At 69.4% G+C, this 15,233-nt stretch carries 18 protein-coding genes and 1 pseudogene; 10 read left to right on the top strand and 9 right to left on the bottom strand.

Translation table 11 applies throughout. The annotated features are described in order from the left end of the window. Positions 1-133 precede the first annotated feature (133 nt). Both EDF21_RS11535 and EDF21_RS11530 read left to right on the top strand, forming a co-directional pair. Positions 134-379, top strand: a complete 246-nt coding sequence (locus tag EDF21_RS11535; protein WP_123571427.1) for a hypothetical protein — start codon at positions 134-136, stop codon at positions 377-379. A 352-nt stretch (positions 380-731) separates the two neighbouring features. Further along, complete coding sequence (locus tag EDF21_RS11530) at positions 732-1,826, top strand: site-specific integrase (RefSeq protein ID WP_123571426.1); 1,095 nt, start codon at positions 732-734, stop codon at positions 1,824-1,826. A gap of 283 nt (positions 1,827-2,109) precedes the next feature. Here EDF21_RS11530 and EDF21_RS11525 read toward each other — a convergent pair whose 3' ends face one another. Next, positions 2,110-2,538, bottom strand: coding sequence for a hypothetical protein (locus EDF21_RS11525; protein ID WP_123571425.1), 429 nt, complete (start codon positions 2,536-2,538; stop codon positions 2,110-2,112). A 155-nt stretch (positions 2,539-2,693) separates the two neighbouring features. Here EDF21_RS11525 and EDF21_RS11520 point away from each other — a divergent pair, with 155 nt between their 5' ends. The 4 genes from EDF21_RS11520 to EDF21_RS11505 all read left to right on the top strand — a co-directional run bounded on the left by EDF21_RS11520 (position 2,694) and on the right by EDF21_RS11505 (position 6,036). After that, positions 2,694-3,581, top strand: coding sequence for a helix-turn-helix transcriptional regulator (locus tag EDF21_RS11520; protein WP_123571424.1), 888 nt, complete (start codon positions 2,694-2,696; stop codon positions 3,579-3,581). A gap of 77 nt (positions 3,582-3,658) precedes the next feature. Further along, positions 3,659-4,870: an MFS transporter gene (locus tag EDF21_RS11515; protein ID WP_123571423.1), complete on the top strand. Its 1,212-nt coding sequence runs from the start codon at positions 3,659-3,661 to the stop codon at positions 4,868-4,870. Between the two features lie 146 nt (positions 4,871-5,016). Then, positions 5,017-5,715 carry a hypothetical protein gene (locus EDF21_RS11510; protein WP_123571422.1) on the top strand — a complete coding sequence of 233 codons (699 nt, stop codon included), beginning with the start codon at positions 5,017-5,019 and terminating at the stop codon, positions 5,713-5,715. Positions 5,716-5,814: 99 nt separating this feature from the next. Next, positions 5,815-6,036 carry a PLDc N-terminal domain-containing protein gene (locus tag EDF21_RS11505; protein WP_043594607.1) on the top strand — a complete coding sequence of 74 codons (222 nt, stop codon included), beginning with the start codon at positions 5,815-5,817 and terminating at the stop codon, positions 6,034-6,036. Positions 6,037-6,227: 191 nt separating this feature from the next. Here EDF21_RS11505 and EDF21_RS11500 read toward each other — a convergent pair whose 3' ends face one another. The 4 genes from EDF21_RS11500 to EDF21_RS11485 form a co-directional block, all read right to left on the bottom strand. Beyond that, positions 6,228-6,599 carry a DUF2255 family protein gene (locus EDF21_RS11500; protein ID WP_056228190.1) on the bottom strand — a complete coding sequence of 124 codons (372 nt, stop codon included), beginning with the start codon at positions 6,597-6,599 and terminating at the stop codon, positions 6,228-6,230. Positions 6,600-6,709: 110 nt separating this feature from the next. Further along, positions 6,710-7,744 carry an alcohol dehydrogenase catalytic domain-containing protein gene (locus EDF21_RS11495; protein ID WP_123571421.1) on the bottom strand — a complete coding sequence of 345 codons (1,035 nt, stop codon included), beginning with the start codon at positions 7,742-7,744 and terminating at the stop codon, positions 6,710-6,712. Between the two features lie 138 nt (positions 7,745-7,882). Further along, positions 7,883-8,221, bottom strand: coding sequence for a hypothetical protein (locus tag EDF21_RS11490; RefSeq protein ID WP_123571420.1), 339 nt, complete (start codon positions 8,219-8,221; stop codon positions 7,883-7,885). 53 nt (positions 8,222-8,274) lie between these two features. Then, complete coding sequence (locus tag EDF21_RS11485; protein WP_123571419.1) at positions 8,275-9,222, bottom strand: NADP-dependent oxidoreductase; 948 nt, start codon at positions 9,220-9,222, stop codon at positions 8,275-8,277. Between the two features lie 164 nt (positions 9,223-9,386). On the opposite strand from EDF21_RS11485, the gene EDF21_RS11480 reads away from it, so the two are divergent. Then, positions 9,387-10,232 (top strand): helix-turn-helix transcriptional regulator, encoded by an 846-nt coding sequence (locus EDF21_RS11480; RefSeq protein WP_123571504.1) that lies wholly within the window; start codon positions 9,387-9,389, stop codon positions 10,230-10,232. A gap of 137 nt (positions 10,233-10,369) precedes the next feature. Here the strand turns inward: EDF21_RS11480 and EDF21_RS11475 are convergent, their stop codons facing one another. Next, a complete protein-coding gene (locus tag EDF21_RS11475) occupies positions 10,370-10,714 on the bottom strand; it encodes a DUF2200 domain-containing protein (RefSeq protein WP_123571503.1) in 345 nt (114 codons plus the stop codon). Positions 10,715-10,778: 64 nt separating this feature from the next. Here EDF21_RS11475 and EDF21_RS11470 point away from each other — a divergent pair, with 64 nt between their 5' ends. After that, positions 10,779-11,297, top strand: a complete 519-nt coding sequence (locus EDF21_RS11470; protein ID WP_123571418.1) for a MaoC family dehydratase — start codon at positions 10,779-10,781, stop codon at positions 11,295-11,297. Between the two features lie 114 nt (positions 11,298-11,411). On the opposite strand, the gene EDF21_RS11465 is transcribed toward EDF21_RS11470, so the two are convergent. Then, complete coding sequence (locus EDF21_RS11465) at positions 11,412-11,801, bottom strand: MerR family transcriptional regulator (RefSeq protein ID WP_123571417.1); 390 nt, start codon at positions 11,799-11,801, stop codon at positions 11,412-11,414. A gap of 44 nt (positions 11,802-11,845) precedes the next feature. On the opposite strand from EDF21_RS11465, the pseudogene EDF21_RS11460 reads away from it, so the two are divergent. Then, positions 11,846-12,631, top strand: a pseudogene (locus EDF21_RS11460) (NADPH-dependent F420 reductase); the annotation flags it as partial. A 64-nt stretch (positions 12,632-12,695) separates the two neighbouring features. On the opposite strand, the gene EDF21_RS11455 reads toward EDF21_RS11460, so the two are convergent. Then, positions 12,696-13,406, bottom strand: a complete 711-nt coding sequence (locus EDF21_RS11455; RefSeq protein WP_123571415.1) for an SDR family oxidoreductase — start codon at positions 13,404-13,406, stop codon at positions 12,696-12,698. A 108-nt stretch (positions 13,407-13,514) separates the two neighbouring features. On the opposite strand from EDF21_RS11455, the gene EDF21_RS11450 reads away from it, so the two are divergent. Continuing rightward, positions 13,515-14,117, top strand: coding sequence for a TetR/AcrR family transcriptional regulator (locus tag EDF21_RS11450; protein ID WP_123571414.1), 603 nt, complete (start codon positions 13,515-13,517; stop codon positions 14,115-14,117). A 49-nt stretch (positions 14,118-14,166) separates the two neighbouring features. Here the strand turns inward: EDF21_RS11450 and EDF21_RS11445 are convergent, their stop codons facing one another. Then, entirely contained in the window at positions 14,167-15,162 is a 996-nt protein-coding gene (locus EDF21_RS11445) for an NADP-dependent oxidoreductase (protein WP_123571413.1), read from the bottom strand. Positions 15,163-15,233 lie beyond the last annotated feature (71 nt).

Raw genomic sequence — 15,233 nt, 5'->3', positions numbered from 1 at the left:
TCAGATTTGTCTTGAGGGTAGCTAATGTCTCGGCTCATCTACGACCGCCGCGTCACGGACAAACCCCACCACGGCAAACTAACTTGGCGACCGATACCCGCGCCACGACGGTGCGACGTCGTACGCTCAAATCATGTTCCGACTCGTCGCCGCGCTGTGGTGGTTCGCGCTCGTGTTTCATTCGGGGATCGCGTTCTTCATCATGGTTGCCGGCAGCCAGGGGGCGGTGCCGGCCGCCGTCGTTTGGGAAAGCTGGGGCACTCTTGTGGCACGCTTTTTTGTCCGCCGCATCGTTCTTCGGCGGTGGTTGTACCGAATCCGGTTCCAGCGGGCCCGGTACTGGCAGAGCGTCAATCGGGATGCCGCGGCTAGGAACTAGACGCGCTTACTCAGGGGCGTCTGGTGCTGCATGGCGCTGATTGTCTGCCGCATCCGGTCGAGCGTGATCGATCGCTCTTCATCGTTCTGCGGATGTAGATGACATGGAGGTTCCTCGAAAGTTTTGAAACTTCCGAGGGGACCTGGTTAGCCGAACCCGTTAGCGGTTGCTTGGCGTATCCACTCGTCGAGCCGGAAGGCTCTGGTCCCTTTCATGTCATTCGGACTTAGAACGAGACGTTACCGGATGACCGGCACCCCACCCGCAACTATTTGCACGTCCGTCCTGATCCCTCCGGTTCGTCCCCTAGGCTCACAACTGGGTACGTGAATCGGTACCCACGCGGAGGGTCATGGGAACTGTCAAGTCGTACAAGACCAAGACGCTCGGTGTGCGCTACGAGGATGGGTACACGAAGCCAGACGGCACTCGTGGTCACGAACGCGGGTTCAAGCTCAAACGGGATGCAGAAGCACGCTTCGCCACGGTGGAGGTGTCGAAGCTCAAGGGCGACTACGTCGACCGGGCTGACGCGCGTGCGACTATCGGCGAGCTGGGTCCGGACTGGCTCAGCCGTCATCGGGCGAAGCTCACGGAAGCGAGCTTCCACTCCGTAGAGAGCGCTTGGCGGACGCACGTAGAGCCGAAATGGGGCGGCTACGCAGTCGGGCGGGTCACGCGGCGCGACGTTCAAGGGTGGCTCACCGAGCTCGGGGAAAAGCGGTCTCACACAACTGTTGCACGAGCGCGGGACCTTCTTGCTGGGATCTTCGACGACGCGATCGAAGACAACCGAGTCACGAAGAATCCTGCTCGCGGGCTGGCGATCAAGAAGAAGCCCATTCCAGACGAAGTGTTCCTGACGCACGCTCAGGTCGAGGACCTCGCTGTCACGTCGCGATACCCGGACCTGGTGAGGTTCCTGGCGTACACGGGACTCAGATGGGGAGAGGCGACTGCGGTGAAGGTGCGCAACATCGACAGGGTTCGGCGCCGAGTGAACATCCGCGAGGCGGTCGCCGAAGTGAACGGCCGGCACGTCCTCGGCGGCGTCAAGTCCCACGAGCGCCGCTCAGTCGGCTACCCCGACTTCCTCGATGAAGCTGTGGCCAAAGCGACTGCTGACAAACGCCCCGATGACCGACTGTGGGTCGGTGACGATGGCGGGTTGCTTCGGCCTGGCCATGCGCACCAGGGATGGTTCGCCGGTGCGGTAAAGCGACGACTGGCGGAGGACCCCGAGTTTCGACGCGTCACTCCCCACGACCTTCGCCATACCGCCGCATCCCTCGCGATCAGCGCGGGCGCCAACGTCAAGGTCGTGCAGCGGATGCTTGGCCACAAGTCGGCGAAGGTCACGCTCGACACCTACGCAGCGTTGTTCCCGGACGATCTCGACAATGTCACCGAGGCCCTCAGCCGCCACCGCGCCGAACAGCTGCAGTAGCCGCCGTGGTGCAATTTGGTGCACGCTTACCTGGAAGTAGGTGGGATGACCTGTACCAAAGCAGGAGCTACTTCCGCATAAATACAGGCATCGAAAGAAGTCAGACGGCCCGGCCTGGTATGGGCAATGGGTTCAAATCCCACCGGTACCGCCACAAAGCAAAAGCCCCGAGAACCTTCAATATTCTGAGGATCTTGGGGCTTTTGTCCGCTCTTGGGGCACCCCGCGGGACGGCGGGATCACCGGAGTGCGCTGACCTGTCGAGAGCAAAGGCCCGCGCAGCTCAGCTGCAGGTGTAGGTGACGCCGTCGACGACGTGGGTGCCCGGGCCGAGGTCCGCGCAGGTCTCGAGGAGGGTCGAGGCGCCGACGATGGCCGCGATGATGCCGGCGATGGTGAGCAGCAGCACCACGATCGAGATGATGATGCCGGCGAGCGAGAGGCCTCGGGGCTGACCGGCGCGGCCGAGACGGCGGAACGAGATCGTGCTCATGATGAGGCCCGCGATCGCCAGGAAGCCGAAGAACGACAGCACGAAACCGGCGATCTCGAACCCCCGCGACGGGCGCTGGACCGCGCCTCCGTCGGGCCCCGCCCCAGGCGCCTGCGGCGCGCCCCCGTACTGCTGACCCCCGTACTGCTGCCCGCCGTACTGCTGCCCCTGCTGCCCGTGCTGGCCCTGCTGGCTGTTCTGGTCGCGTCCGTCAGTCATCTCGGTCCCCCGTCGTCGAGTGGTGCTGGTGCCACGACCCTACCGAGGTACTGAGCGAGCGTCACGACCTCCACCTCGGCGCCGTGCCAGGCCCCGCCGAACCTGGCCCCGACAGGGCCTGGTTGCCCGGAACCACCGTCCGTAGGGTCGGAGGCATGGACAACCGAGCCGAGGTCCGCGACTTCCTCGCCACCCGCCGCGCACGCCTCTCGCCCGAACAGGCCGGCGTCGTCAGCGCCGGCGGCCAGCGACGCGTCCCCGGGCTCCGCCGCGACGAGGTCGCCCGCCTCGCCGGCGTCAGCGTCGACTACTACACCCGACTCGAACGCGGCAACCTCGGCGGCGTCTCCGACAGCGTCCTCGACGCCATCGCCCGCGCCCTCGGCCTGGACCAGGCCGAAACCGACCACCTCTACGACCTCGCCCGCGCCTCCGTCCCCTCCCGCCGCAAGCCCGCGGTCACCAGCGGACAGAAGATCGCCCAGTCCCCGGTGCAACACATGCTCGACGCCATGACCGGCGCCGTCGCCATGGTCACCAACACCCGCATGGACCTCGTCGCCGCCAACGCCCTCGGCTTCGCCCTGTACTCCGACATGTACCGCAGCACCCTGCGCCCCGCCAACCACTCGCGCTACATCTTCCTCGACCCCGGCGCCCACGACTTCTACCCCGACTGGGAGCGCGCGGCCGCCGTCAACGTCGCCATCCTCCGACGCGACGCCGGCCGCAACCCCCACGACCCCGGCATCACCGCCCTCGTCGGCGAGCTGTCCATCCGCAGCGACGAGTTCCGCGCCCGCTGGGCCGCCCACGACGTCCGCCGCCACTACACCGGCGCGAAAGAGTTCCGGCACCCGGTCGTCGGCCTGCTCGAGCTGGACTTCCAGGTGATGGAACTCCAGGACACGCCCGGGCACTCGCTCACCGTCTACACGGCCGTCCCGGGCTCCGCGTCCGACGAGGGGCTGCGCCTCCTCGCCTCGTGGGCGGCGACCGAGGACGTCGTCGAACGTGCCCGGTCCGCCGACCCGGTCACCTGACCCGCGCCTCCTTCTTGCTCCCGCACCACTGGGCTCACCCCCAGGAGGCGCCTCCCCGCGCCCGAAAGGACCTCACCATGTCGACAGCGCCCGTCCCCACCCGCGCTCACCGCGCCTCCGTCGCCGGAGGCCCCGTCGAGCGGCTGCCGGTGTTCTCGCTGGTCGTCCTGGCGACGATGGGGTTCATCCTCGTCGCGATGGAGACGATGCCGGCGGGCCTGCTGCCCGTCATCGCGGACGGCCTCGACACGAGCGAGGGTGCCGTGGGACTGCTCATCAGCGCCTACGCCCTCGGCACCGTGGTCGCGACCGTGCCGGCCATCACGCTCACCCGGGGGATGCGTCGCAAGCCGCTCCTCCTGATCGCGATCACCGGCCTGGTCGTCGCGAACACGGTGACGGCGCTCTCGCCCGTCATCGCGCTGGCGCTGGTGTCGCGGTTCGTGGCCGGCGCGTTCTCGGGTGTGATCTGGGGCATGCTCGCGGCCTACGGACGCCGGATCAGCCCGCCCGACCGTGCCGGACTGTCGCTCGCGATCGTCTCGGCGGGTGCGCCCGTCGGGTTCGCGTTCGGGACGCCGCTGGGTTCGTGGCTCGGGATGACCTTCGACTGGCGCTGGTCGTTCGGCGGGCTGACCCTGCTCGGGGTCGTCGTCTTCGCGCTCGTGGCGAGCATCGTCCCCGACGCGGCACCGGCACCCGCGGGGGCACGGCTCTCGCTCGGGCGGGTGTTCCGCATCCCGGGGATCGCCGTGATCCTCGCCGTCATCGCCGCGTGGATGCTGGCGCACAACACGATCTACACGTACGTCTCGCCGTACCTGCGGGCTGGTGGGTCGGGGCTGGGCGTCGACGTCACGCTGCTGATCTACGGCATCGCCTCGATCGGCGGGATCGTCGTCACCGGGGCGCTGCTCGATCGATACCCGCGGGCGCTGCTGCACGGCAGCGTCGCCGTGTTCGTCGTCGCGGGTGTGATCCTGCTCGTCGGCCACGCGTCGGTGCCGGCCGTGATCGTCGCCGCGGTGCTCTGGGGCATCACGTTCGGCGGGGCGTCGGCCCAGCTGCAGGCGGCTCTGACGACGGCCGGGGGCGACAACGCCGACGTCGCGAACGCCTTCCTGCCCGTGGCGTTCAACGTCGCGATCTTCTTCGCCGGGATCGTCGGGGCGGCCCTGCTGACCGTGGCGGACGGGCTCGTGCTGCCGGTGCTGATGATCGGGTTCGGGGTCGTGGCGTTCGCGCTGACGGTGTACGGGCGGCGCAACGCGTTCCCCGGGGCGCCCTGATCGGCTCGGCCCTGGGCATCATCGATGCTCACCTCCTCAACGGCAAGGGGAAGAAAGTGCAGCAGATGCAACATCTCGAGCGGGGTTGAAAAAGCAGACCTCTTTGTATGTTTGGGACTTCGACGCACAGTTAGAGGGGGAATTGCATGAAGAAGCAGATGGTAGGCCTCAGTGTTGCGGCAGCAGTTTGCGTTTTGGGGACCACGTTGATGGGAGCGCCGGCGATCGCCGCCCCGGCGGGTGTGAGCCAGGTCGAACTCGAGAAGACGAAGTCGTCTCTCACAGCTTCCGACATCGCTCCGGCGCAGCAGGCCGAGTTGTTGCAGAAAGTCACAGACGGCGAGCTGTGGGACGCCGCGTCTGGCAAGGCTGCGGTGTCGTCGACCACGAAGCAGCAGGGCGACTACAAGGTGACGAAGGACGTCTACGCAGACGGTTCCTACACCGAGATGGGCATTGAGCAGGGGCGCCAAGCTAGTCCCGCCGAACTGCAGGCCATGATCGCTCAGGCGAAGCCGTTCTTGGACGGAACCGCCAAGAGCAATGTCGTGCTGCCACCCAAGACGGGTGGAGTCTCCACTCAAGCCCAGGGCGTCAGCAACTCTGTCTTCGGTAACAATGGAGGCGTTCGCTACGCGCAGAGCTGCCACGTCTACGACCACGGTGTCACGTTAAGTAACAGTTTCAACGCGAATTACCAGATCACCCCGACGTCGTCTAAGTCGCAGCTCATCGCGAATTCCAACAAGGTCGTCACCGTGCTGGCCGTCTCGAATGAGATCGCGTTCTCACGAAACAACGGCCGCGACATCCGTCACCAGTTCAACCTGTCTGCCGGGGGATGAGGCAACACCCCGTTCTGGCTCGACCTGCGGACGACCACCGGTGGGGCATCCGTCGCCCGCGCCTAAAAGAGAACGTAAGTTAGGAAGAAGGAGAACTTCATGTTCGGACTCGCACCACTCGACCTTTTCTGGTCCGTAGTCCTCTTGGCTGGCTTGGTTCTCCTCGTCAGTGCCATCGTCTCCATCGTTCGCGACAAGGCGATGTCGGCACAGATGATGACCATCTGGCTCATCGTGGTCGTCGTGGCCCCCGTTGTCGGGCCACTGGTGTGGTTCGCCCTTCGGGGATCGCTTCACAAGAATGCGGCGAGGACCAGCTAACCCGCAGATGCGACCGGGGAGACCGCCATCCGTGCCCGGATGGCGGTCTCTCCTGTCTGCGGCACGGCATGCGACGCGACGCCCTGCTCTGTTGAACGGGCGCGCGTCGTGCCGACGTGACCACCGACGGCGGCGAAGGGGCTCCGCAGATCGTGCGGAGCCCCTTCGTCGAACCGGTGTCGTAGCGACGCTCAGCGCGGACTGATCTTCACCGTCGCCGCGACGGTCTTCGCGGTGAGCATGGGAGGCAGGTACGGGCTGCCGTGGTACTTCGCCTCGTACGCGGCGTCGACCAGGTCGTCGGCGACCCCCGCAGCGGCCTCGAACGTGACGTCGTGTTCGTCGCCCGCGGCGCGGATGCGTCCTGCTCCCTGCTTCATCGCGGCTCGATACCACCGGGACGAGGTCCCGTTGTAGGCGCGGACGAAGAGCGCGTCGTCGACGACCACGGACCAGATCCAGGTGGGGGTGCCGTGGGTCACGCCGTCGTCCCGCAAGGGAGAGACGTGCAGGTCGTCGGTACCGCCGATGGCGGCCAGGGTGGCTGGGTCGAAGGTGGGCATCGTGAGACTCCTTCTGAGCTCGAGGGGAGGGGGGAGGGGTGGAGCGGCCGGACCGGTCGTCTCCGGGGAGGAGGAGGCGCCCGCTCGCTGGACAGGCGCCTCCTCGGTCGTCACGGGCGGATGAGAACCTTGAGTGCCTCGCGGGAGTCCATCAGGCGGTAGCCCTCGGCGATCTCCGACAGGGGCAGCTCGCGGTCGAACACCCGGCCCGGGTCGATGGTGCCGTCGAGCACCTGCGGGATGGCGGCCTCGAGGTAGGCGCGCACCGTGGCGGGGCCACCGGTCAGGGTCGCGTTCTTGCCGAACAGCGAGGTGAAGCCGACCGGCGCCTCCTCGTATTGGGGCACGCCCACGCGGCTGATGGTGCCGCCGGGACGGACGATGCCGTAGGCCTGCTCGTAGGCGGGCATGTGACCGACGGCCTCGAGGACGACGTGCGAGCCCTCGCCGCCGGTGATCTCCATGACCTTCGCGACACCCTCGTCACCGCGTTCGGCGACGACGTGGGTGGCGCCGAACTCGCGACCGAGGTCGGTGCGGGCGGTGTGGCGGCCCATCAGGATGATCGTCTCGGCACCGAGCTGCTTCGAGGCGAGGACAGCGGAGAGACCGACGGCGCCGTCGCCGATCACGGTGACCGTCTTGCCCGGGCCGACCTGCCCCTGCACCGCGGCGTGGTAGCCCGTGAGGTAGACGTCGGACAGGGTCAAGAGGCTCGGCATGAGTGCCTCGTCCGTGCCGGCAGGGACCTTGACGGCGGTACCGTCGGCCTCGGGGACGATGAGCTTCTCGGCCTGGGTCGCCGAGGGTGCACCGTCGAAGAAGCCGCCGTGCACGCACGAGGTGGTGATGCCGTCACGGCAGAACGGGCAGGTGCCGTCCGACCAGGCGAAGGGCACGATGACGGTGTCACCGACGGAGAGGGTGCGGACGTCGTCACCGATCTCTTCGACGACGCCGATGGCCTCGTGGCCCATGCGGCGGCCCTCGGGGGTGTCGCCGAGGTCGTGGTACGGGTGCAGGTCCGAGCCGCAGACGCAGGCGTAGGTGACACGGATCAGGGCCTCGGTGGGCTTCTGGACGACGGGGTCGGGGACGTCTTCGACGCGGACGTCGCCGGCGCCGTACATGACTGTTGCCTTCATGGTGTTCCTCTCAGGGGTGTCGAGTCGGGGTCGACGGTAGGCGGGGCGCCACGAGGCAGGGAGGCCCGCTCAGGGCCTCCCTGCCTCGGCACCCGTGGTCGGCGGAGGCATCGGAACCGGTGCCGGGGCCGGCCGGGGTCAGCGGACGCGGGTCCAGGTGCCGTGCAGCTGGACGAACTCGCCACCGATGACGGAGCTCGCCATGCAGGCGCCGTTCGTGTAGTCCTCGATGTGGGTGACGTGGTCGCCCGAGTCGGGCTCGGTCCAGCGGACGACGTGCAGACCGTCGCGGACCTTCGTGGTGGTGTACTCCATCGTCTCGTGACGGCCCTCGATGGCACCGCCCGTGACCAGGAACGAGACCTGGGTCTCGGTGTCGAAGGTGATCTCGACGGTGAAGTGGCCGAGGGGCGTCTCGGGGCCGAGGTCGGCGAGCCAGGTCTGTCCGATGCTGGGGAGGGGTGCGGCGATGTCCATGGGATGTCCTTGTCTTGTGCTGGAGCTGGGTTCGGGAGTGGGGATCGGGTGGGTCAGAACTCGAGGATCAGACGGCCGCGGAGGCCGCCCTGCTCGAGCCGGGAGTGGGCGGTCGAGGCGTCGGCCGCGGGGAGCGTGCCGGCGACACGGGTCGCGATCTCACCTCGGTCGGCCAGCTGCGCGAGTGCGCTGATGACGTCGTGGCGACGGTGGGACCGCATCACGTACGACGAGAAGACCTGGACGTCGCGACCGGGTGTGCTGTCGGTGGGGAGGTAGAACGCCGCCTGTCCTCCGTCGCGGACGGCACCGAAGACGGATTCGCCGACGATCGCCGGGTCGGCGAGGGCGTCGGCGCCACGGCCCCCGGTCAGGGCCAGGACTCCGGCGGCGAAGTCCTCGCCGCGGTCGATGACGTAGGTCGCCCCGAAGCCCCGGACGAGTTCCGCTTCCGCCTCGGATGCCGAGGCGATGACGGTGATGCCTCGGCGGACGGCGAGCTCGACGAGGTAGCCGCCCACGGCTCCGGTGGCACCGGTCACGGCGAGGGTCGCTCCGGGGTCGAGAGCGAGGTGCTCGAGCGTGATCTCGGCGGTCAGGGCGTTGGAGAGGAACGACGCACCCTCGACGAACGTGAGGTCGCCGGGCAGCCGGGTGACCGATTCCGCCGGGAGGACGACGTGTTCGCTGTAGCCACCGTGGCTGCCCTCGGGGACCACGAACCCGATGACCGCGTCACCGAGCTGCAAGCCCTCGTCGGTGGCGAGGTCGTCGCCGAGCTCGTCGACGACGCCGGTGACGTCCGTTCCGGGGACGACCGGTTCGACGACGGCGCCGTCGTTGCCGGCGAAGCCGCCGGAGCGGATGATCGTGTCGACCGGGTTCACGGCCGCGGCGCGGACGCGGATGCGGACCTCTCCGGGCCCTGCGTGGGGTTCGGGGACGTCCACGGGGTGGAGGACGCTCGGTCCTCCGAATGCGGTGAGGCCGATGGCCTTCATGGTGTCCTCCTGTCGCCACCGAAAGGGGATCTTCCGGTGTCGTGAGATCACGTTGCCACTCGCATCCGGCGCTCCACAGGGGAAGGAAAATGACCCCCCAGCTCGTCGCTCGCGGCAGGACCGACGCTCCCGCCGTCACTCCGGAGGTCTGGCAGGATCGGCGCATGGCAGCGGAACCGAAATGGCGAGAGCTCGGCGACTTCCTCCGTGCCCGGCGAGCGGAATTGCAGCCCCACGACCTCGGTCTGACGGACGACGAGCACCCCCGACGCGTCCCCGGACTGCGCCGCGAGGAGGTCGCCCGGGCCGCCTCCATCAGCACGGATTACTACACGCGTCTCGAGCAGGGACGACTCCCGGCGTCGGCGCCCGTGCTCGACGATCTCGCTCGGGTCCTCCGACTCGGCCCGGATGAGCGGGCTTACCTGGCCGGACTGGCCGGGAAGGTCCTGCCCGACGACGCGCCTCGTGTGTCGGTGGGAGTCGCCCCCTTCGTCCTGAGGATGATCGACGACCTCGGCGCCACCCCGGTCTTCGTCATGGGCCCCCGGACCGAGATCGTCGCGTGGAACCCCATGGCGGCGTCCCTCATCACCGACTTCTCGGCCGTCCCCGAGGGCGAGCGGTACTTCATCCGCCTGTTGTTCACCGATCCCGCCCTCCGCACCCTGTACTCGGACTGGCTCGGGGTGGTCGACCTCGCCCTCGCGCAGTTGCGGATGGACAGTGCCCGGGACCCGGAGGACCCGCGGCTCCAGGCCCTGATCGCCGAGCTCGTCGCCCTCGGCACCGAGTTCGCGGGGCTCTGGACGGCGCACGAGGTGGCGACGCGCGGCACGGGCACGAAGGTGTTGCGGCATCCCGTCGTGGGGGAGCTCACGCTCGACTGGGGAGCCCTCGATGCCGGAGGCGGCCACACGGCCATCGTCTGGACGGCGGAACCCGGGTCGCCCTCGCAGGAGGGGCTGCGGCGTCTCGCCGACCTCGGAGCCGCCGCACGACGCTCATGATCAGCGGTGAGCTTCGCCCGAGCGGTCGACCCGCACCGCGCCTCCTCGGCGTTCAGACCCCAAGAAGTCGCCGAGACCCCTGCTCGCGAGTGCGGGTCTCGGCGATTTCCTGGGGTCTCGGCGTCACAGCCGGCGCCTCACCCCTCCCTCAGCACCTTCGCCATCGGGCGGCCGCGCGCGACCTCGTCCACGAGCTTGTCGAGGCGGCGGATGTTCGCGGTCAGCTCGTCGTCGAGAGCCTCGATGCGGACGCCGCAGATGACGCCCGTCACGAGCGAGGCCCGGGGGTTGAGGTCGGCGCCGGCGAAGAAGTCTCGGAAGGTGGTGCCGTCGGCGACGTGCCGGTCGATCTGCTGCTGGTCGTAACCGGTCAGCCACGTCACGACCTCGTCGACCTCGGCCTTCGTGTGGCCCTTGCGCTCGACCTTGGCCACGTACAGGGGATAGACCCTGGCGAACGGCATGTCGTCCAAGCGGCTCATGCCGGAATCGTACGCGGACCAGTCGACCGACACTGCGCCTCCTCGGCCGACCTAGGGTGAAGGCGTGCCCTACGAACCGGACGGGGCCGCAGCGGCGGCCGACGACACCTCGCCCTTCGCGCATCGGCTCGCCGACCGCTTCCTCGAGGACTACGTGCCCGGCCTCACGCTGGAGCACGGCTCGTACCGCGTCACGGCGGACGAGATCGTCGACTTCGGCCGCCGGTTCGATCCGCACGACATGCACGTCGACGCCGAACGGGCCGCGGTGACTCCCCTCGGCGGACTCGTGGCCAGCGGCTGGCACACCACCGCCATGATGATGCGCCTGATGGTGGAGTCCTTCCTCAACCAGGGCGCCAGCGTCGCGTCGCCCGGCGTCGACGAGTTGCGCTGGTCGGCGCCCGTCCGCCCCGGCGACGTGCTCCGCGCCCGCTTCACCGTCGTCGACGCCCGCCCCTCGGCGTCGCGTCCCGACCGGGGAGTGGTCCGCACCCGCATCGAACTCCTCGACCAGCACGACCGGGCCGTGATGACGCAGGTCATGACGAACCTGATCCTGGCCCGCCCCGCCGCCGGCTGACCCGGGCTGCGACCAGCTGACCCCGCCCTGCCACCGGCCGACCCCGGCCTGCGACCGGCCGACCCCGGCCGGCGACCAGCTGACCCCGGCACGGCCCGCGTCGAGCAGCCCGGATCACCCGGCCCGGGTCTCCGGACGCTCGACGCCGGCGTCCTCGAGGGCTCCCAGGTAACTCGTGAGCGCGTCGCGGTTGTGGGTGAGGAACTCGATCTTCTCGGTCATCCGGTCGCGCTCGGTCTCGAGCAGCTCGACGAGCCCCGGTTCGGCGTTCTCGACGACGATCGTCTGCGGCTGGCCGAGGCAGGGCAGGATGTCCGTCACGATGCGCGTGGGGATGCCCGCGTCGATCAGGCCGCGGATCTTGCCCACCCGGTCGACGAGGCGCTCGTCGTAGTCGCGGTAGCCGTTCGCCAGTCGGGTCGGGGTGATGAGGCCTTGCTCTTCGTAGTAGCGGAGCATCCGCGACGGGACGCCCGTCCTCGTCGACAGTTCACCGATGCGCACGAGTCCTCCTCCGACTTGACCTTCACACTGATGGCAACGTTCATGCTGGAGGCATGTCTGACGTACGAGAAGAAGAACGAGCACACCTGACGATCGGGATCATCGGGGCCGGCTCCATCGGTTCCACCATCGCCCGCCGCCTCGCCCGCCACGGGCACGACGTCGCCATCGCCAACTCGCGCGGCCCCGAGACGATCGACGAGGCGGCCCTCCGCACCGGCGCCCGCGCCGTGGACGCCGCCGAGGTCGCCCGGGGCGTCGACGTCCTCATCGTCTCGGTGCCGATGAACCGCAACGCCGACATCGCCGAGTACGTCCGCTCGGCCCCCGAGGGCGCGGTCGTCGTCGACACGTCGAACTACTACCCGATGCGCGACGGCTCGATGCACGACTTCGAGCAGGGCGTCCCCGAGAGCGTCTGGCTGTCCGAGCTGTTCGCACGCCCGATCGCCAAGGCGTGGAACGCGATCATCTCGCAGTCGTTCGACGCGAAGGCCACCGAGCCCGGCGACCCCTCCCGCGTCGCCATCCCCGTGGCCGCCGACCGCGACGCCGACCGCGCCGTGGCCATGCGGCTCGTCGAGCAGACCGGGTTTGACGCCGTCGACGCCGGGGCCCTCGCCGAGTCGTGGCGCCAGCAGCCCGGCTCGCCCGTCTACTGCACCGACCGCACGCGCGCCGAGATGCCCGGGTGGCTCGCCGCCGCCGAGAAGGAGCGCGTCCCGCAGCGCCGCGACCTCGCGATGGAGGTCATCGGCGGCTACGTCGAGGCCGGCGGCACCGTCGACGGGCCGTTCCTCGTGGCGATCAACCGCGCCTGCTACAGCTGACGCGACCGAGCGCAGGAGGCGCGGTGCCGGTCGGGCCGGCACCGCGCCTCCTCGACGTCACCGGTCAGCGCGCGGCGAGCTGCGGGTAGAGCGCCTCGAGCGGCGCCGACAGGCCCGCCTTCACCTGGCGCGAGGTCTCGTCGGCGAGGACCTCGTGCTCGCCGGCCTCGAGGGCGTCGAGCACGTCGGCGACCAGCGTCGCCGGGTCGGTCTTCGCGTCCGTGACGCCCGCGGCCATCGCGGTGTCGACGTAGCCCACGTGCACGCCGACGACCTGCACGCCCGCGGGCTGCAGCTCGAGGCGCAGGGAGTTCGTGGCCGACCACAGCGCGGCCTTCGTCGCCGAGTAGATGCCCGCTACGGCGAACCACGACAGCGCCGAGTGGATGTCGATGATGGCCGTACCGCCGCCGTGCGCCGACAGGAGTGGCGCATAGGCCCGGGCGAGGAACAGCGGCCCGAGGAAGTTGGTCTCGACGTTGGCGCGGATCTCGTCGTCGGTGTGGCTGAGGATGCCGGGCGTGGGGGTGCTCGCACCGGCGTTGTTGACCAGCACGGTGACGTCGGGCGCCGCCTCGACGACGGCGGCGATCGAGGCCGGGTCGGTCACGTCGAGGGTGAGGGGCACGACGCGCTCGTCGTCCCAGGTGCGCGGGGTGCGGGCCGTGGCGTAGACCTTCGCGGCGCCGCGGGCGAGGGCGGCCTCGACGAAACGGGTGCCGATGCCCCCGTTCGCTCCGGTGACGAGGACGACGGAGCCGGTGATGTCGGTCATGGGTGTTCCTTCCGGGGTGGTGCGAGGATGAGGCGGCTCGAGACCGAGTCGCCATAGGTGACTCATGTCATAATTGAGTTCAGTCAGTTTCTATTCCGGGAGATCCGAATGACGTCGTCAGCCCCGCCGCTCGGCCGGCGCGAGCGCAACAAGCAGGAGAAGCTCGAGCGCATCACGCGGGCCGCGTCCGACCTGTTCAGCCGACACGGGGTCGACGAGGTGACGACGCAGCAGATCGCCGAGGCGGCCGACGTCGGCGCCGGCACGCTGTTCCTCTACGCCCGCACGAAGGGCGAGCTGCTGCTGCTCGCGCAGAACGCGGCCTACGCGCGCTCCCTCGACGAGGGGATCCGCGCCTCCTCGACTGCCTCGACCGCGCTGGACGCGGTCGTCGCCGTGCTCGCGCCGATCGTGCACTGCAACCGGGCGCAGGTCGAGAACGGCCGCACCTACCTGCGCGAGATGGCGTTCGGCGACGCCGCCGAGCCGCACCACGCCGAGGCGCTCGCGATCGTCGCCCGGACCGAGGAGGCGGTGGCCGGGATCGTCGCGCGCCTCACCTCGGCGACGCCCTCCGACGCGGCCGCGTTCGCCCACGTCGTGTCGGCGGTGATGATGCTCGCGATGTCGTCGGCGGTCGACGAGTCCGTCCCGGACGACGAGATCGTGGCGGGGGTGCGACGCCAGCTCGAGGTGATCCTGCCGCGCTGACGCGTCCCGTCGGCCGTGGTGCCCCGCCACGTCGGCCGTGTGCCGACCGTCACGGGAGGGTGACGACCGCCTTGCCGCGGATGCGGACCTTCCCGAGGTCGTCGAGCGCGGTCGCCGTCTCGGCGAACGGGTGGGTCGCGCCGACGGCCGGGCGGATCGCGCCCGCGTCGACGAGGGCGGCGATCTCGGCCAACTGGCCGCCGTCGGCGCGCATGAAGAGGAACTCGTACGAGACACCGAGCTTCTTCGCCTGGGCACGCACCTTGCGGCTGAGGGCCGCGATGGCGAGGCGGACGACCGGGTTCAGTCCGGCGTCCTTCGCGAAGGCGGGGGTGGGCGGCCCCTGGATGCCGATGGCGATGCCGCCGGGGCGGAGCACCCGGAGCGACTTCGCCAGGTTCTCGGCGCCCAGGCTGTCGAGGACGAGGTCGTAGCCGGACAGCTCCTGCTCGAAGGCCTGGGTGCGGTGGTCGACCACGACGTCGGCACCGAGCTCGCGCACGAAGTCGGCGTTCGACGAGGAGGCGGTGGTCGCGACGTGCGCGCCGAGGTGCTTCGCGAGCTGGATCGCGATCGAACCGACCCCACCGGCACCCGCGTGGACGAGGACCTTCTGACCGGGCTGCACGTCGCCGCGTTCGACGAGGGCCTGCCAGGCGGTGAGGGCCACGAGGGGGAGCGACGCGGCCTCGACGGTGCTGATCGAGGTCGGAGCGAGGGCGACATCGGCCTCGTCGACGGCGATGCGCTCGGCGAAGGTGCCGATCCGGTGGTCGCGGGGGCGGGCGAACACCTCGTCGCCGGGCTTCAGGCCGCGGACCGAGCCGCCGACCTCGATGACCGTCCCGGCTACGTCGTGGCCGAGGATGAGGGGCGTCCGGTACGGGAGGATCAGCGTGAACTCGCCCTCGCGGATCTTCGCGTCGAGGTGGTTCAGGCCGGCGGCGGCGACCGCGATCAGGACGTCGTGGTCACCGACGGTCGGCTCGGGCACGTCGATTTCGTGCAGGGGCTGCTTGTAGGCGTCGAAAGCGAAGGCTCGCATGGGGGTGCTCCTGGGGGCTGGGGGTGTGGCTGGGGTGGTGGGATCGCGCGCGCGGCCCGCGACGTCCTCGG

Source organism: Frigoribacterium sp. PhB118 (genome assembly GCF_003751725.1).
In the GTDB taxonomy this organism is placed as follows: domain Bacteria; phylum Actinomycetota; class Actinomycetes; order Actinomycetales; family Microbacteriaceae; genus Frigoribacterium.
This window is presented reverse-complemented; position numbering and strand designations above follow the sequence as displayed.

What these genes read in the sequence shown, in the direction of transcription:
- EDF21_RS11535 (WP_123571427.1), top strand. Translation starts at nt 134, where the DNA reads ATGTTCCGACTCGTCGCCGCGCTGTGGTGGTTCGCGCTCGTGTTTCAT.
- EDF21_RS11530 (WP_123571426.1), top strand. Translation starts at nt 732, where the DNA reads ATGGGAACTGTCAAGTCGTACAAGACCAAGACGCTCGGTGTGCGCTAC.
- EDF21_RS11525 (WP_123571425.1), bottom strand. Translation starts at nt 2,538, where the DNA reads ATGACTGACGGACGCGACCAGAACAGCCAGCAGGGCCAGCACGGGCAG.
- EDF21_RS11520 (WP_123571424.1), top strand. Translation starts at nt 2,694, where the DNA reads ATGGACAACCGAGCCGAGGTCCGCGACTTCCTCGCCACCCGCCGCGCA.
- EDF21_RS11515 (WP_123571423.1), top strand. Translation starts at nt 3,659, where the DNA reads ATGTCGACAGCGCCCGTCCCCACCCGCGCTCACCGCGCCTCCGTCGCC.
- EDF21_RS11510 (WP_123571422.1), top strand. Translation starts at nt 5,017, where the DNA reads ATGAAGAAGCAGATGGTAGGCCTCAGTGTTGCGGCAGCAGTTTGCGTT.
- EDF21_RS11505 (WP_043594607.1), top strand. Translation starts at nt 5,815, where the DNA reads ATGTTCGGACTCGCACCACTCGACCTTTTCTGGTCCGTAGTCCTCTTG.
- EDF21_RS11500 (WP_056228190.1), bottom strand. Translation starts at nt 6,599, where the DNA reads ATGCCCACCTTCGACCCAGCCACCCTGGCCGCCATCGGCGGTACCGAC.
- EDF21_RS11495 (WP_123571421.1), bottom strand. Translation starts at nt 7,744, where the DNA reads ATGAAGGCAACAGTCATGTACGGCGCCGGCGACGTCCGCGTCGAAGAC.
- EDF21_RS11490 (WP_123571420.1), bottom strand. Translation starts at nt 8,221, where the DNA reads ATGGACATCGCCGCACCCCTCCCCAGCATCGGACAGACCTGGCTCGCC.
- EDF21_RS11485 (WP_123571419.1), bottom strand. Translation starts at nt 9,222, where the DNA reads ATGAAGGCCATCGGCCTCACCGCATTCGGAGGACCGAGCGTCCTCCAC.
- EDF21_RS11480 (WP_123571504.1), top strand. Translation starts at nt 9,387, where the DNA reads ATGGCAGCGGAACCGAAATGGCGAGAGCTCGGCGACTTCCTCCGTGCC.
- EDF21_RS11475 (WP_123571503.1), bottom strand. Translation starts at nt 10,714, where the DNA reads ATGAGCCGCTTGGACGACATGCCGTTCGCCAGGGTCTATCCCCTGTAC.
- EDF21_RS11455 (WP_123571415.1), bottom strand. Translation starts at nt 13,406, where the DNA reads ATGACCGACATCACCGGCTCCGTCGTCCTCGTCACCGGAGCGAACGGG.
- EDF21_RS11450 (WP_123571414.1), top strand. Translation starts at nt 13,515, where the DNA reads ATGACGTCGTCAGCCCCGCCGCTCGGCCGGCGCGAGCGCAACAAGCAG.
- EDF21_RS11445 (WP_123571413.1), bottom strand. Translation starts at nt 15,162, where the DNA reads ATGCGAGCCTTCGCTTTCGACGCCTACAAGCAGCCCCTGCACGAAATC.